General features: G+C 69.3%; 15 protein-coding genes. 2 read left to right on the top strand and 13 right to left on the bottom strand.

Features of this window, described 5'->3' with window-relative positions; all coding sequences use genetic code 11:
• Positions 1 to 7: 7 nt before the first annotated feature.
• The 13 genes from ABDJ40_RS16250 to ABDJ40_RS16195 all read right to left on the bottom strand — a co-directional run bounded on the left by ABDJ40_RS16250 (position 8) and on the right by ABDJ40_RS16195 (position 12,406).
• Positions 8 to 1,360: an MFS transporter gene (locus ABDJ40_RS16250; RefSeq protein ID WP_347611423.1), complete on the bottom strand. Its 1,353-nt coding sequence runs from the start codon at positions 1,358 to 1,360 to the stop codon at positions 8 to 10.
• Positions 1,357 to 2,358 carry a PfkB family carbohydrate kinase gene (locus ABDJ40_RS16245; RefSeq protein WP_347611422.1) on the bottom strand — a complete coding sequence of 334 codons (1,002 nt, stop codon included), beginning with the start codon at positions 2,356 to 2,358 and terminating at the stop codon, positions 1,357 to 1,359. The genes ABDJ40_RS16250 and ABDJ40_RS16245 overlap by 4 nt, the downstream gene beginning before the upstream one ends.
• A gap of 8 nt (positions 2,359 to 2,366) precedes the next feature.
• Positions 2,367 to 4,664 (bottom strand): TonB-dependent receptor, encoded by a 2,298-nt coding sequence (locus tag ABDJ40_RS16240; protein WP_347611421.1) that lies wholly within the window; start codon positions 4,662 to 4,664, stop codon positions 2,367 to 2,369.
• Between the two features lie 276 nt (positions 4,665 to 4,940).
• The gene (locus ABDJ40_RS24770) at positions 4,941 to 5,114 is read right to left on the bottom strand and encodes a hypothetical protein (protein WP_430765650.1); all 174 of its coding nucleotides are present in this window, start codon (positions 5,112 to 5,114) and stop codon (positions 4,941 to 4,943) included.
• Between the two features lie 134 nt (positions 5,115 to 5,248).
• Positions 5,249 to 5,707 carry a hypothetical protein gene (locus ABDJ40_RS16235; RefSeq protein ID WP_347611420.1) on the bottom strand — a complete coding sequence of 153 codons (459 nt, stop codon included), beginning with the start codon at positions 5,705 to 5,707 and terminating at the stop codon, positions 5,249 to 5,251.
• On the bottom strand, positions 5,643 to 6,050 hold the full coding sequence (locus tag ABDJ40_RS16230) for a hypothetical protein (RefSeq protein WP_347611419.1): 408 nt from the start codon (positions 6,048 to 6,050) through the stop codon (positions 5,643 to 5,645). The genes ABDJ40_RS16235 and ABDJ40_RS16230 overlap by 65 nt, the downstream gene beginning before the upstream one ends.
• A 487-nt stretch (positions 6,051 to 6,537) precedes the next feature.
• On the bottom strand, positions 6,538 to 7,581 hold the full coding sequence (locus ABDJ40_RS16225) for a LacI family DNA-binding transcriptional regulator (protein WP_347611418.1): 1,044 nt from the start codon (positions 7,579 to 7,581) through the stop codon (positions 6,538 to 6,540).
• Positions 7,582 to 7,806: 225 nt separating this feature from the next.
• Positions 7,807 to 9,489 carry an MFS transporter gene (locus tag ABDJ40_RS16220; RefSeq protein WP_347611417.1) on the bottom strand — a complete coding sequence of 561 codons (1,683 nt, stop codon included), beginning with the start codon at positions 9,487 to 9,489 and terminating at the stop codon, positions 7,807 to 7,809.
• Positions 9,490 to 9,729: 240 nt separating this feature from the next.
• Positions 9,730 to 10,377 carry a 2-hydroxychromene-2-carboxylate isomerase gene (locus ABDJ40_RS16215; RefSeq protein WP_347611416.1) on the bottom strand — a complete coding sequence of 216 codons (648 nt, stop codon included), beginning with the start codon at positions 10,375 to 10,377 and terminating at the stop codon, positions 9,730 to 9,732.
• Positions 10,378 to 10,412: 35 nt separating this feature from the next.
• Positions 10,413 to 10,652, bottom strand: a complete 240-nt coding sequence (locus ABDJ40_RS16210; RefSeq protein ID WP_347611415.1) for a DUF1289 domain-containing protein — start codon at positions 10,650 to 10,652, stop codon at positions 10,413 to 10,415.
• On the bottom strand, positions 10,649 to 11,185 hold the full coding sequence (locus ABDJ40_RS16205) for a YbaK/EbsC family protein (protein WP_347611414.1): 537 nt from the start codon (positions 11,183 to 11,185) through the stop codon (positions 10,649 to 10,651). The genes ABDJ40_RS16210 and ABDJ40_RS16205 overlap by 4 nt, the downstream gene beginning before the upstream one ends.
• A gap of 77 nt (positions 11,186 to 11,262) precedes the next feature.
• Entirely contained in the window at positions 11,263 to 11,757 is a 495-nt protein-coding gene (locus ABDJ40_RS16200) for a hypothetical protein (RefSeq protein WP_347611413.1), read from the bottom strand.
• Between the two features lie 103 nt (positions 11,758 to 11,860).
• Positions 11,861 to 12,406 carry an META domain-containing protein gene (locus tag ABDJ40_RS16195; protein ID WP_347611412.1) on the bottom strand — a complete coding sequence of 182 codons (546 nt, stop codon included), beginning with the start codon at positions 12,404 to 12,406 and terminating at the stop codon, positions 11,861 to 11,863.
• 252 nt (positions 12,407 to 12,658) lie between these two features.
• Between ABDJ40_RS16195 and ABDJ40_RS16190 the strand changes: the two genes are divergently transcribed.
• Together ABDJ40_RS16190 and ABDJ40_RS16185 are read left to right on the top strand one after the other, a co-directional pair.
• Positions 12,659 to 13,360, top strand: a complete 702-nt coding sequence (locus ABDJ40_RS16190; RefSeq protein WP_347611411.1) for a sensor histidine kinase — start codon at positions 12,659 to 12,661, stop codon at positions 13,358 to 13,360.
• On the top strand, positions 13,357 to 14,025 hold the full coding sequence (locus ABDJ40_RS16185; RefSeq protein ID WP_347611410.1) for a response regulator: 669 nt from the start codon (positions 13,357 to 13,359) through the stop codon (positions 14,023 to 14,025). Before ABDJ40_RS16190 ends, ABDJ40_RS16185 begins: the two co-directional genes overlap by 4 nt.
• Positions 14,026 to 14,207 lie beyond the last annotated feature (182 nt).

The raw sequence follows: 14,207 nt of genomic DNA, 5'->3' as shown, positions 1-14,207 counted from the left end.
CGAAGGGTCAGGTCTTGCCAGGCCGGGTCGGGGGCCGCACCGAACGCACCCTCAGCACCGCCAGCGCCGCGCCCAGCAGCAGCACGCCGGCCAGGCGGATCACGTTCTCGGGCCGCCCCTGCAGCCAGGGGCCGTAGATCAGGGGCAGCGTCAGCATCTGGATCAGCATGGGGATCACGATGAACATGTTGAAGATGCCCATGTAGACCCCGGCCCGCTCCGGCGGGATGCTGCCGGCCAGCAGCACATAGGGATTGCCCATGATGCTGGCCCAGGCCAGGCCCAGGCCCAGCATCGGGATGAAGAGCAAGGCCTTGCTGTGCAGCTCTGGCAGGGCCAGCAGGCCGATGCCGGCGAGGCTCAGGCACACGGCATGCACCCGCTGGGCGCCGAAGCGGCGCGTGAAGGGCAGCATGGCGAAGGCGGCGAGGAAGGCCACGAAGTTGTAGAAGCCGCCGATCTGCCCATTGACCAGGCCCGCGTCGCGGAAGCCCTGGGCGCTGGCATCGCTGGTGCCGAACAGGGTCTGGGCCAGGGCCGGCACGATGTAGATCCAGTAGCACATCATGGCGTACCACTGCAGCAGCTTCATCCACCAGAGCTGGCGCATGGTCTGGGGCATTTCCTTCAGCGCGGTCCAGATCTCGTCCAGCGTGGCCGCCAGGCCGCGGGGTCGTGCGCGCAACGCCGCCTTCTCGGCCTCGCTCATCGGCAGCTCGGGCACACGGCGCACGGACCATGCCACCGTCGTGAAGGACAGCGCCGCGCCGACCATGAAGGCCAGGACGGTGACCTGCGGGATGCCGCTGGCATTGCGCGCATTGGCGTCCATGCCGCACCAGACCATGATGGAGGGCGAGAGATAGGCCAGGGTCTGCGCCAGGCCGGTGAAGGCGCTCTGGCTGAGGAAGCCCTGGGCATGCTGGCTCTCGTCCAGCCGGTCGCTGACATAGGCCCGGTAGGGCTCCATGGTGACGTTGTTGGCGGCATCCAGGATCCACAGCAGGCCGGCGGCGAACCACAGCGTGGGGCTCAGGGGCATCAGCAGCAGGCCCAGGCTGCACAGCAGCGCCCCGATCAGGAAGTAGGGCGTGCGCCGGCCCCAGCGGCTGACGGTGCGGTCGCTCATCGCGCCGATCAGGGGCTGCACCAGCAGGCCGGTGAGCGGGCCGGCCAGCCACAGCAGGGGCAGGCTGGCCTCGTCTGCACCGAGGTACTTGTAGATGGGGCTCATATTGCTCTGCTGCAGCCCGAAGCTGAACTGGATGCCGAAGAATCCGATGTTCATGTTCAGGATCTGCCACAGGCTCAGGCGCGGCTTGCCGCTGGCCATGGTCTCGGGGCGGTGGGCGGCATTCATGCGGCAATGGCTCCTGCATGGCCCAGCGCCTCGCGCCAGGGCTGGAAGAATGGATCCGACTCGGGCACGGGGCCACGCTGACCGCACAGGGCGGCCGCATAGCCATTGGCCAGGTTCAGGGCCTGAGCGAGGGGCAGTTGGCGCAGATGGGCCGCCAGCGCCATGGCGCTGAAGGCATCGCCTGCGCCCACCGTGTCGACCAGGGTCAGGTCTTGCCTGCCCGGCCCTTCGGCCAGCAGCGTGCCGTCCGCGCCGAAGCAGGCATAGCCGGCGGCGCCGCGGGTCAGAATCAGGCGCTGCACGCCGAAGCGCCGCAGCAGGGCCGCGACGGGCCGCTGCAGCTGCGCGGCCGGCTGCAGCGGGTCCAGCGTCCCCGTGCCGAAGCAGCGCTGCAGCTGGGCCAGCTCGGCGTCGTTGAGCTTGAGCCAGTCGGCCTCAGCCAGGCTCTCGGCGATCACATCCAGGCTCACCTGTCCTTCGCGCAGGTTGAGGTCCAGGTAGCGCAGGCAGCCGCGCGCCTTGGCCGTGCGCAGCAGGCCCTGGATGGTCAGCCGCGAGGCCGGGGCGCGCTGCGCCAGGCTGCCGAAGTACAGGACGGCCGGCGCCTGGCTGTGGAGCAGGGCCTGGGCCGGCAGCTCGTCCAGATGGTCCCAGGCCGCCTGGGGGTGGATGAGGAAGGCGTGAGAGCCGCCCTCCTCCACCACCGACACCCGCCCCGTGGCATGGTGCGCATCGAACTGCAGCCCCTGCTCGCTCAGGGCAAAGCGCCGCATGCTGGCCAGCACCAGACGGGCGCCGGCATCGGCGCCGCTGGCGCCGGTGCCAGGCAGCTGGCGCTGCTGGAGCCCCAGCCGGGACACCAGCAGGGCCGGCAAGCCCAGCGCCGCCAGCGAGCGCGCCACATTGAGCGGCGCACCGCCGGCCACGGGCTGCTCGGCGAACTCGTCGACGAGGGCCTCGCCGACGAGCATCACGCCGGACTGCAGTTGCGCATCCATGGCCGGGCTCAGAAGTCGAACTTCAGGGTCGCGCGCACGCTGCGGCCGTTGAGCGCGCGGGCGGCGTGGCCGTCGCCCTCGATCTCGGTGTAGGCCAGGGCGTTGAACAGATTGTTGGCCTGCAGGGACAGCGTGGTCTTGCCGTTGAGCTGGTAGCTCAGGAAAGCGTTGACCACGGTGTAGCCGGGCAGGGTGATCGTGTTCTGGTCATCGCCATAGGACTTGCCCGACCCCACCAGCGAGGCCCCGAACTCCAGCGGCCCCATGGTGTAGCTGGGGCTCAGCTGCCAGACCACGCGGGCCTGGCGGCGCGGCATCTTGCCCACGGTGCTGGCATCGTTGGAGTCGGAGATGCTGGCATGCGTGAAGGTGGCGCCGCCGCTGAGGCGCAGCTCGCCCACGGTGTAGGCCGCTTCCAGCTCCAGTCCGCTGGCCTTGTACTTGTTGGCGGTGAACTTCTGGGTGGTGACTTCGTAGTTGCTCTCGCTGGTGCGGGCATTGAAGAGCGTGGCGAAGACGCTGAGTCCGGCGCCGCGCCATTTCACGCCGGCTTCCTGCTGGTCGATCTCGTTGAGCGCGACCGGCACCGAGCCGTCCAGCGGGTTGCCGTAGAGCAGGCGGTCGGCGCTGAAGGACACGCCGTTGCTGGCACGCGCGAAGACGGAGAGGTCCTTGCTCAGCGCGTAGTTGCCGCCCAGCGAGTAGCTGGTGTGGGCCACCTTGTAGTCGATCGTCTTCTGGCTGGCGGCGTCCCAGCGCTTGTTGGCGTTGTCACCGGAGAGGCTGTAGCCGCTGGCCTTCTGCTCGTCGCGGCGCAGGCTGAAGTCCAGGTTCAGCGGGCCCTGCTCCCAGGTCAGCGCGGCGTAGGGCGAGGTCTGGGTGTACTGCACGTCGAAGCTGCGCGTGCAGCAGCCGCCCCAGGTGGTCCACCCCTCGGCGATGGGCGCGCTGGAGGGCTTGCCGTTGGCGTCCAGCACCTGGGCATTGTTGCCGTCCATGCTCAGGCGGTACTGGTTCCAGAACCAGGTCTGGGCCACGTTCTGCGAGCCGTAGAACAGGCCGCCGACGACATTGAACTTGCCGCCGCCTGAGGCGATGGTCTTCGTCAGCTTGAGGTCGTTGAAGGTGTTGCCCAGGTCATCCAGCGAGGTGTTGAACAGGGTGCCGGTGAAGCTGCTGGCCGTGCCGTTGCCGCCGTTGTCTGCGGGGAACAGGGCCAGGAAGCGGCCGCTGTTGCTGCTCTTGCGGAACTTCTCGTCCAGGCGCAGGCCGCCGCCGAGGTCCAGGCCGGCTTCCAGCCCCACGGCCGTGCTCTTGACGTGCAGACCGTCGCGGGTGGCGGTGGTGGTCCAGCCGCCGTCCTTGTTGAAGCTGGTGTCGCGGCTCAGGCTCGGGGTGATGAAGAAGGCCTTGCGCGGGTCGATGCCGGCGATCTCATGGATCTGCCCGCCACTGACGGTCACCGGCACGGGCATGAAGGACGGGGTCTTGTCATCCAGGGCCTTGAGGCTCAGGCGGAGAAAGCCCTGGTCGAACTTCTTGGTGAAGCTGGCCTTGATCTGGCCGCCGCTCTCGGTGTTCATGCCGGTCGGCCGGCCGCCCTCGCCCACACGCTGGTAGCCGCCCACATGGAAGCTGGCGCCCTGGCCCAGGCTGGCGCCGTAATCGGCATCGACACGCCACAGGCGGTTGCCCAGGCCGGCCGAGAGGCCCAGGCTGCCCCCCGTCTCCTGGCCGGTCTTGCTGATGAAGTTGATCAGGCCGCCAGGCGAATTGCTGGCGAGCGTAGAGGCCGAGCCGCCGCGCACGACCTCAAGGCGTTCGACGTTGTAGTCAGCGCGCAGGAACTGGTCTGCGGTGCCGAAGGCGATGTCGCCGAACAGCAGCACGGGCAGGCCGTCCTCCTGCATCTGCACATAGCGCGAGCCGCCCGCCGAGAGCGGCACGCCGCGCACGGTGATGTTGGCATTGCCCTCGCCGCCGGACGACTCCGAGCGCAGGCCCGGCACCGAGCGCAGCAGCTCCGCCGCATTCGTCGCGCCGATCTTGCCCATCTGCTCGGCATCGATGCTGGACACCGAGAGGCTCTGCTTCATCTTGGAGACCTGGGTGGAGCTGCCGGTCAGCACGACCTGGTCCAGCTTGAGGCCATCGCTGGCAGCGGCCGCCGGAGCGGCCTCCTGCGCCTGGGCTCCGGCGCCGAGGGTGGCGAGGGTGGCGAGGGCCGCGCAAAGGATCTGGAGGCGGAAGCCCGCCTGCGAGGCATGGCGCCAGCCGCGGGCGCGCGAAAGTGAACGGTGCTGCATCTTGTCTCCTGAGTGCCCGGGGGCTGCGGCTGTGGCGCCGCTGATCATGCGACGGTTCACCCGCCTGCGCCATATGGAGGCGTCAAGCACCAATGGGGAACCGCTGGCACTATTGTGGAGTGATGCATCTTATTTTGCAATCGATTGCATCTACGGAAAAACGAGAATGGTTTGCTTTTCTAATGAAGCACATTCCCTCTACAGGCAATGCACGTGCATCAATAATGCAATCCATTGCATTCTGTAGGTTGAGCGACTGCCGATGCTGCGAACGGGTCACCGGCGACCGGCGACCGGCGACCGGCGACCGGCGACCGGCGACCGGCGACCGGCGACCGGCGACCGGCGACCGGCGACCAGCGACCAGCGACCAGCGACCAGCGACCAGCGACCAGCGACCAGCGACCAGCGACCAGCGACCAGCGACCAGTGGCCGCCACGCCAAGCCACGCCTGCCCCTGCAGCACCGGCGTACGCGCCGCGCCCTTACAAGACCTGCGGGCCATGAGCAAAGTACGGAGTCGCGGCGGTGGACTGGCGTCCGCGCTGCCGGACCCAGGCCGGGGCCAGCAAGGCGCTGACCGTCAGCGAGGACGAGGCCGGCGCCGGCACCGTGGCTGGCGCCAACCGGGCCGTGAACGCCAGCGAGCCCCCCCCTGCGCCAGCAGGAACTCGCCGGCCGTCGTCGAGAACGGCGCCAGGTAGTCGAGGTCCACGGCCAGGGGGCCGAGCGCACTGACGCCGTCGAAAGCCGCGATGCCAGGCCCCAGCACATCGATGATGTCCCCGGCGAGCTCATCCAGAAAGCCCAGGCCGCCTGACGTGTTGTTGACAAAGAAATCGACCGCGTGGAGCCCCTGCGCTGCGCCATGCCCACTCACCTGCACCTGCAGCGACAGCAGCAGATTCACCCGCACGCCGCCGCCGATGGGCGCGATGGCGTCGGTGTCGCCGCCCCCGGTGAAGACAAAAGCCGCATCACGGAAGGCCTGGCTTCCGAGGTGGCCGCTGCCAACGCCGGAAAGGCGGTAGGTGATGGGCACGCGCGACCGTGGCGATGTTGGCACCTGCCAGCAGCGGCGTCGTGAAGCTGAAGACACCCGCGGCGGGCGTCCCGGTCGCCGTGATGCGGGTGAGCGAGCCGCGGCTGAGTGCGAGGGTCGGGCCCGTCCTGGTCCAGGTGTCGGGCCCGGTCCCGCCGTCGTCGTTGACGTAGCTGCCTGCGGCCGACTTGCAGTCCGCGGCGACGGTGAGGGTTTCGGCAAAGCCCTGGCAGTCGCTGCCACTGCCACTGCCACTGCCGTAGCGAGCGTCCCCCTTGAAGCCGCTTGTGCCCACCAGCGTGACCGTCAGGTGGTGCGTGGCTGCGCAGTAGGGAAGCTTCATCGTGCCCGCAAGCGTGGGCGCAATGCTGGCATTTCCGCCGTGGGCATCTGACCAAAGGCCAGGGACCGTGCAGGCGGCCACCGCGGCCGAGGGCATGCACAGGAGCCCCGATGCCGCCAGTGACATGGCGAGGCTGGAGGATCCTCCGGGAGCGGCCAGCGCCTTCTCGGACGACCAGGTGGACCGGCGCATGATGGCGCGTCAAGGACGGCAAGACATCGGCTGCTTCCTGATGTGGATGATCGGAGGTGCGGCGCACCGGAAGATCGACGGGCCGACGACGCCTGGCATGGCGTGCCACCGTGCCTTCCGTTGCCCGAAAGGCGCGCACTTATGAGGTTATTTTGATGACCCAGTCCGGTCAACGGCAGTCATGCGGAACCGCCTCAAGTCTGCGGGTCTGCACCCCGCTCACGAGCCTCCGTCAAGCCGAAGCCCCTGCCTCCCGGCAGGCCCGGCAGGGACCGCTGCGCGGCCCCTCGGTCGCTCAGCGTGCCGGCGCGCTCGCGCGCAGGCTCAGGTGCACCGGCAGCATGATGGGTGCCAGGCGCTCGCCCTCCAGCATCTTCAGCAGGGCCTCGACCAGTTCGGCGCCGGCCTTGGAGACCGGCTGGTGCACGCTGGACAGCGGGGGATCGCTGTAGGCCGCGAGGGGCATGTCGTCATAGCCCATGACAGCCACCTCCTCCGGGACGCGGCGACCCAGCGCGCGCAGCACCTGCAGGGACTGCAGCGCCAGCAGGTCGCTGCAGGCGACGACGGCGTTGATGTCGCGGTGGGCGTCGAAGAAGTCCAGCATCTGCTGGCGCGCCATGCTGACCTCGAAGGGCGCCGGCAGCTCCAGCGCCGGATCGGGCGCCAGGCCGGCGGCGCGCAGCGCCTGCCAGTAGCCTTCGCGGCGGTGCATGACCTCGGGCAGCTCGGCGTCGCCCAGGAAGGCGATGCGGCGGCGGCCCAGACTCAGCATGTGCTCGGTGGCCAGACGGCCGCCCAGGACGTTGTCCCCGCCCACGCTGCAGTAGAGCTGCTGCGGCAGCTGCGCCCCCCAGACCACCACGGGCAGCTTGCGCGCGGCCAACTCGTTGAGCTGGTCGTGGTGCCGCCACTGGCCGATGATCAGCAGGCCGGCAGCCTTGCCGGAGTCCACCGCATGCGCGGCCTGGTCCAGGTGCTCGGCATCCACGCGCTGCAGCAGCATGTCGTAGCCGCGGTCGGTCAGCGCGTCGGCGATGGCACCGACGATGGACAGGAAGAAGGGGTCGGAGATGTGCTGGCGCGAGTCGGCGTCGTAGGGCACGACCACGGCGATCGTGCGGTTCTTCTGCAGTCGCAGGTTCTGCGCGCTGAGGTTGATCGAGTAGTTGAGCGAGCGGGCCAGGTCCGCGACGCGCTGGCGGGTCTCAGGGTTCACCAGCGTGCTGCCGTTGAGGGCTCGGGACACGGTGGACACCGACACGCCGGCCAGGCGCGCGATATCGGCCATCTGCAGGCGGCGCTGCTCGGCGCGCGGGACATGCTTCTCTTCGCTCATGGACGCAAGCATACTGCGCCGCCGCACGCCAGCCCGCCACTCCCCGCAGGTGCGGCGGTCAAGCCGGGCCCCGGCGTGAAAAAGAGCGGTCAATCCGTGAAGTCTTGATCAATATCAAGCGCCCCGATGGCAGCCCCGGCGGCCGGGCAAGACCTGGCACTCATGAAAAAGGCGGCCCGAGGGCCGCCTTCTCCTGAGGAGGGGGATCCCCTCGCGTCACCCGGCTCAGTCGCGGGCGTAGATATCCACGTCCTTGGTCTCCCGGACGAAGAGCATGCCGATCACGAAGCTCATCGCGGCCACGCCGATGGGGTACCAGAGGCCGTGATAGATGTTGCCGTTCTGCGCCACCATCGCGAAGGTGATGGAGGGCAGCAGGCCGCCGAACCAGCCGTTGCCGATGTGGTAAGGCAGGCTCATCGAGGTGTAGCGGATGCGGGTCGGGAACATTTCCACCAGCATGGCGGCGATCGGACCGTAGACCATGGTCACGTAGATCACCAGCACGGTCAGGATGGCCACGACCAGCGGCTTGTTGACCTTGGCCGGGTCAGCCTTGGACGGGTAGCCGGCGGCCTTCAGCGCATCGGCCAGCTCCTTCTTGAAGGCGGCGATGCCCTTGGTGCTGGCCTCGTCGAACTTGTGCTCGGTGGCCTTGGTGGCGTTCAGGGAGTTGACCACGGTCTCGCCCACCTTGACCTGGGCCACGGTGCCGGCCGGACCGGGAAGGGTCTCGTAGCTGGCGGCGGACTGGGCCAGGGCGCGCTTGGCGATGTCGCAGGAGCTGGTGAAGTCCACCTCACGTGCCACCGGGCTGCCCTGGAAGGAGCAGGTGGCCGGGTCCACGGTCAGCGTGATCTTGGCCGAGGCCTGGGCCTTGGCGAGATCCGGGTTGGCGGCGTCGGTCAGGGCCTTGAACAGCGGGAAGTAGGTCACGATGGCCAGCAGCAGGCCCGCCATGATGATGGGCTTGCGGCCGATCTTGTCGGACAAGGTGCCGAAGATCACGAAGAACGGGGTGCCGATGATCAGGGACACCGCCACCAGGATGTTGGCCGTGGCCGAGTCCACCTTCAGCACGCTGGTCAGGAAGAACAGCGCGTAGAACTGGCCCGAGTACCACACCACGCCCTGGCCGGCCACGAGACCGAACAGCGCCAGCATCACGATCTTCAGGTTCTTCCACTGGCCGAAGGACTCGGACAGCGGGGCCTTGGAGGTCTTGCCCTCGGCCTTCATCTTCTGGAAGGCCGGCGATTCGTTCATCGACAGACGGATCCAGACGCTGATGGCCAGCAGCAGGATGGAGACGATGAACGGCACGCGCCAGCCCCACTCGGCGAAGGCGGTCTCGCCGATGGCGGTACGGGTGCCCAGGATCACCATCAGCGACAGGAACAGGCCCAGGGTCGCCGTGGTCTGGATCCAGGAGGTGTAGGCACCGCGGCGTCCTTGCGGGGCGTGCTCGGCCACATAGGTGGCGGCACCGCCGTACTCACCGCCCAGGGCCAGGCCCTGCAGCATGCGCAGGCCGATCAGGATGACCGGAGCGGCCGCGCCGATGGAGGCATAGCTGGGCAGCACGCCGACGATGAAGGTCGACAGGCCCATGATCAGGATGGTGACCAGGAAGGTGTACTTGCGGCCGATCATGTCGCCCAGTCGCCCAAACACCAGGGCGCCGAAGGGGCGCACGATGAAGCCGGCGGCAAAGGCCAGCAGCGAGGCGATGAAGGCCGCGGACGGGTCCAGGCCGGAGAAGAACTGCTTGGCAATGATGGCTGCCAGCGAACCGTAAAGGTAGAAGTCGTACCACTCGAACACCGTGCCGAGTGAAGAGGCGAAGATGACCTTCTTCTCTTCAGCCGTCATCGGCGTGCTGGTCGACACTGCGGAAGCAGTCGCCATGTTTAGTCTCCTGGATCTTTGTCTGAGGTCCACCACCCCGGTGAGCCTTGGGGCGACTGTGATCCCCTCCTCTGACCTCGATCTGACGCGAGCCTGAACGTTGGCTGACGAAACCCGTTGCAACCCGGAGGCGAAATTTCACATGGAGAAATTGACGGGGTCCGCTGGGGAAAGCCCCGAGAGGCGCGCCGCATGGGGGTCAGGTCTTGCCTGCCCCCGTTCCGCCCGGGAATGACGGGCTCAGCTGCCGGGCCGGGCCTGCCCCACAGGCAGGCGGGCGGCCTGCTCCCAGCCACCCTGCTGGAACCAGGGATCGCCGCGCAGCCAGGCCGAGAGCAGGGGCAGGCCGTCCAGGCCCCAGAACAGCTCGCCCTCCACCAGCACGGTGGGCACGCCGAAGAGGCCGGCGGCCACGGCGGCGTCGGTCGCCTGGCGCAGGCGCGACTTGACCTCGTCGGACGAGGGATCCAGGGGCGGCGCGAGCAGCGTCTGCAGGGCCTGCAGGCGCTGGGGATCCAGCGGATCGCCGCCTCCCTCCCAGACATGGCGGAAGACCTGCTCCACGACCCAGCGCGAGGGCGTGCGGCCCGCCGGCGCGGCGGCCCAGCACAGGCGCAGCAGCGCCAGGGGATTGAAGGGATGGTGCACCGGCAGCTGCAGGGGCAGACCCAGGCGATGGGCCTCCCAGAGCACCTGGCGGTAGGTCCAGCTGCGCTTGCCCGGGATCTCGGCCGGCCCCTTGTGGCCATGGGCCTTGAGGAAGCCGGCGAAGAGCACGGGCACGTAGTCCACCACCACATTGAGCCCCTCAAGAACCTCCGGCAGCCGGGCGAAGGCCAGGGCCGCATAGGGCGAGATGGGGTCGAAATAGAAGCGCAGATGGCGCATGCCGGACTCCTGGTTCGCGTCCCCGCCGGGGGGCTTCAGACACTGGGCTCCGCCGCGGTGAAGATGCCCTGCTCGACCAGCTGCTGGCGACGCTCCGGCAGGCGGGCGAGGATCTCCAGGCGCGTCGCGTCATCCGCCTTGGACCAGACGGTGATCTCGGGGATGCTGCGGGCGCAGCCCTCGCACCAGCCGGTCGGCTGGTGGATGCGGCAGACATTGGTGCAGGGCGAGGCCACGCGGGGCACAGGCGGCGGGGTCAGGGGCAGCGCGCTCATTGCACCACCTCGATGACGGCGGCGCCGGTGAGCTGCTGCAGCTGCTGGGGCGTCATGGGGAAGACGCCGTTGGGATGCCCGGCCGCGGCCCAGATGCGATCGAAGCGGAACAGGGAGGCGTCGATGAAGAGCAGCGGCATCGGCAGGCCGGCCGCAGGGGCGAATCCCAGGGGCGAGACGCCACCGATGGAAAAGCCGGTGCGCGCCTTGACGAAGTCGGCATCGGCACGGCCCAGCGGGCCGGTGTGGAGCTGGAGCTTCTTCTCGTCCACCCGGCGGTCGCCAGCGGCGATCACCAGCACGGCGGATTCGTCGGTGCGGCGGCGAAAGACCACGCTCTTGGCGATCTGGCCCAGGCTCACGCCCAGGGCGTCCGCCGCTTCCTGCGCCGTGCGGGCGGCCACCTCCAGCCAGCGCGGCGGGTGCTCATGGGACAACTGCTGCAGTGCGTCACGCACGCGTTCGAAGCCCTCGTGGGAGGGCGCGGCGGCCGGGGTCTGGGGCTCGCGCTGGGTCGACAGGATCTCGCTCATGCCGCCATTGTGTCAGCTGCGGCATCCGGGTGCTGCCGCGCACGGCCAAGCCCCGGGAGCGGGCATTCGCCCCGCGCTCAGTCGCGGCGGCCGCGCTGGGGTGCGTAGCGGTCGTCGCCACGGTCCCAGTCGCGGTCCCGGCGGTGGCCATGACCATGCCCGTGACCGTGACCCCGGCCGTGATCGTGTTCCCAGCCGCGATGGTCATGCCAGTCACGCACCCAGCGCTCCTCGATGAACAGCACCGGCCGGCCGCAGGCACCGTAGCCGCCGCAGTAGCGGCCCCAGTCGCGCACATGGTGGGGCGGCGCATACAGATAGATGGGGGGCGGTGCGCGGTAGACGTGACGCGGACGCTGGATCCAGACGGGCTCGGCATAGACGACGTCCGGTCGGTACTGCGGGCCGATGTCGATCCGGCCATAGACGCCGGGCTGCACAACGCTCAGCGAGAGGCCGACATCGGCGGCCTGTGCCTGAGAGGCCAGCCCCAGCAGCGCGGCGGCGCAGACCCCGGCGGCGGACCGGGCGAGGGATCGGGCGGTGGATCGAATCTGCAAAAGGATCTGCATAGGGGCCTCCATTGTGCCCGTCCAACGCCCGCCGCACGCCGCCGGTGGACCGGCTTTCACAAGCGCTTACAAGCCTTGCAGTTGAGGCTTGCTCGCCTGACGCTCACTCGCGCACCAGCTTGACCAGGACCTGCTGCTGCCAGTTCAGGAGCATGAGGGTGCGATCCTCCAGATGCCAGCGCTGCACCTGGCCCAGGGCCTCGATCAGGGAGCGCTCCTGCGCCATGCCCTGGGGGCAGCTCATCATGGTGGTGATCACGCGCTTGAACAGGATGCGCTGCCCTTCCAGCGCCACGCTGCCCATCAGCCGGTTGCAGCCGCCACTGCCGGACAGGCGCAGGTGCGTGGCGTCGAACTCGAGGTGGGGCGCACGTGCCCCGCCAGCTGCCGGCCCCAGGGGCGCCCCCAGCAGCTCCTTCACCCGCCAGCGCACGCCCAGCAGGCCCTGCTGCAGCGCCAGCTGGGCACCGGAGGCCGCCGTGGCGGGCGCCCGGGCCGCCAGCCCGGGCTCGGGTTCCAGGCGCTCGGCGGCACCGCTCGGCCCCGCAACGAGGAGCAGGGCAAGACCCGGCACCAGGGCCAGGCAGGCCTTCTTCAGGAACGGTGCAGGCGCTGCGGGGCGGCGGCAGGAGGTGTGAGAGGACGGCATCGGCCCATGTTAGCGGCCCTTCGGGATCGTCTGCGGCGCACTCGCTGCTGCTGTCTGGTCGCCCTCGGGGCCCGCTACCGAAGTGATGCCGGAAACCCCCTAGCTTGCGAGTTCTTACAGCTTGACCCTCTTTGAAACGACCACCTAATCTGCTGCGGCAAACGGCATGCCTGGGCGCCCCTGTTGCCCGGACGCCCCACCAGGCCGGCCGACCTGCCTTCCAGCAACTTCTTGGCAATGAGGTCCTTCCCCATGAACAGCCCCCGCAAGGGTCACGCCGGCAGATCACTCCTCAACACCGGCCTGGCGCCCTGGCGCCTGCCTTCGGCGGCTCCTCCCTTGCAGCTGGCGCGCGTCCTGCATGACGAGCTGTGCCAGCTCCTGTCCCTGGGCCTGGTACATCTGGCGCAGGCCCGGCGCGAGCTCCCCGAGGCGGACCCCCTGCACAAGGCCGAGGCCCGCATGATGGAAGCCCTGCAGGCCTGCCGCCGCCTGATCGAGCAAGTGCGCAGCCCGGCCGAGCCGACCGCCCTCGCCGGCTTCGCCGACCTGGCCGCCGGCCTGCACCGCAGCGTGCAGGCCCTGGCGGACCAGCATCAGCAGCAGCTCGGCTTCAGTGCCCTGGGCCATACCGAGCAGCTGCCGCCCGCCACCGCGCAGACCTTGCTGAGCGCCAGTCAGGGCCTGCTCATCAACGCCTGCCAGCACGGCCAGCCCTCCTCGGCGCGGCTGCGCCTGGTCGGCGGCCATCGCCAACTGCGCATCAGCGTCACCAACACCGCCTCGCGCGGCGCGGCGCTGCATGACCAGCTCGAGACCGTAGGCAGTGGCGGCCGGGGCCTGAGCCTGGTGCGCGAGCAGCTGGCCACCGTCGATGCCCAGCTGCTGTGGCAGCGCCAGAACGACCGCGTCCATGCCGCCATCCTCTGGCCGACTCGCAGGAGTGCCGCATGACGTCCATTCGCCTCGTGATCGCCGACGACCACAAACTCGTGCGCGAAGGCCTGGTGGCCCTGCTGGAGCGGGAGCCGGACATCTGCGTGCTCGCCCAGGCCCGCGACGGCATGGAGCTGATGCGCCACTGCCGGGAACTCCTGCCTGACGTGGCCCTGGTCGACCTCTGCATGCCCGGCCTCAACGGACTGGAAGCCATCCAGCACATGCACAAGGAGGCCTGGGGGCCTCGCTGCATCGCGCTGTCGGTGCAGGCGGACGCGCCGCAGGTGCGCCAGGTCCTGGACGCCGGCGCCCGCGGCTACCTGCTCAAGCACAACTCCTACGAGGAGCTGGCGCGCGGCGTGCGCAATGTGATGCTGGGCCAGGTCTTCGTCAGCGGCGAGCTGATGGGCGCGCTGTTGCAGCCGCAGGCCGCGCCCTCGCGCGACAGCCACCGCCTGACCCCGCGCGAGCGCCAGATGGTGCAGCTGCTGTCCGAGGGCTACAGCGCCCAGGAGATCGCCAGCCAGCTGCACCTCAGCGCCAAGACGGTGGCCACGCATCGCGAGAATGTCTTTGCCAAGCTGCAGATCCACGGCATCGCCGAGCTCACGCGCTTTGCGCTGCGCGAGGGCATCAGCAGCCTGGACGTGCACCGCAGCCGCCAGGGCGCCGGGCACTGAGCCGGCCCGTCCTGCGCCGCCCTCCGATCCCCACCCTCTTCATCGCACCCCGCTCGCTTCACGGCGACCGGGGTGTCTGCGTTTGCGCCCCGGCTGGCGCCCGATCTGACACCCGCGTGCACCCCGGCTCGGCACCCGCCCGAGCCCCTCAGCAAATGTCCTAGACAGATTCCGCGTGCTGC

Source organism: Roseateles flavus, from assembly GCF_039872765.1.
GTDB classification, from domain to species: Bacteria; Pseudomonadota; Gammaproteobacteria; order Burkholderiales; family Burkholderiaceae_C; genus Roseateles_B; species Roseateles_B flavus.
Note: the sequence above shows the minus strand (reverse complement) of the source record. Positions and strands in the feature narration are given on the sequence as shown.

Excerpts from the sequence above, each read along its gene's own strand:
- ABDJ40_RS16250 (WP_347611423.1), bottom strand. The coding sequence starts at position 1,360 with ATGAATGCCGCCCACCGCCCCGAGACCATGGCCAGCGGCAAGCCGCGC.
- ABDJ40_RS16185 (WP_347611410.1), top strand. The coding sequence starts at position 13,357 with ATGACGTCCATTCGCCTCGTGATCGCCGACGACCACAAACTCGTGCGC.
- ABDJ40_RS16190 (WP_347611411.1), top strand. The coding sequence starts at position 12,659 with ATGAACAGCCCCCGCAAGGGTCACGCCGGCAGATCACTCCTCAACACC.
- ABDJ40_RS16245 (WP_347611422.1), bottom strand. The coding sequence starts at position 2,358 with ATGGATGCGCAACTGCAGTCCGGCGTGATGCTCGTCGGCGAGGCCCTC.
- ABDJ40_RS16220 (WP_347611417.1), bottom strand. The coding sequence starts at position 9,489 with ATGGCGACTGCTTCCGCAGTGTCGACCAGCACGCCGATGACGGCTGAA.
- ABDJ40_RS16215 (WP_347611416.1), bottom strand. The coding sequence starts at position 10,377 with ATGCGCCATCTGCGCTTCTATTTCGACCCCATCTCGCCCTATGCGGCC.
- ABDJ40_RS16225 (WP_347611418.1), bottom strand. The coding sequence starts at position 7,581 with ATGAGCGAAGAGAAGCATGTCCCGCGCGCCGAGCAGCGCCGCCTGCAG.
- ABDJ40_RS16195 (WP_347611412.1), bottom strand. The coding sequence starts at position 12,406 with ATGCCGTCCTCTCACACCTCCTGCCGCCGCCCCGCAGCGCCTGCACCG.
- ABDJ40_RS16200 (WP_347611413.1), bottom strand. The coding sequence starts at position 11,757 with ATGCAGATCCTTTTGCAGATTCGATCCACCGCCCGATCCCTCGCCCGG.
- ABDJ40_RS16205 (WP_347611414.1), bottom strand. The coding sequence starts at position 11,185 with ATGAGCGAGATCCTGTCGACCCAGCGCGAGCCCCAGACCCCGGCCGCC.
- ABDJ40_RS16230 (WP_347611419.1), bottom strand. The coding sequence starts at position 6,050 with ATGAAGCTTCCCTACTGCGCAGCCACGCACCACCTGACGGTCACGCTG.
- ABDJ40_RS16210 (WP_347611415.1), bottom strand. The coding sequence starts at position 10,652 with ATGAGCGCGCTGCCCCTGACCCCGCCGCCTGTGCCCCGCGTGGCCTCG.
- ABDJ40_RS16240 (WP_347611421.1), bottom strand. The coding sequence starts at position 4,664 with ATGCAGCACCGTTCACTTTCGCGCGCCCGCGGCTGGCGCCATGCCTCG.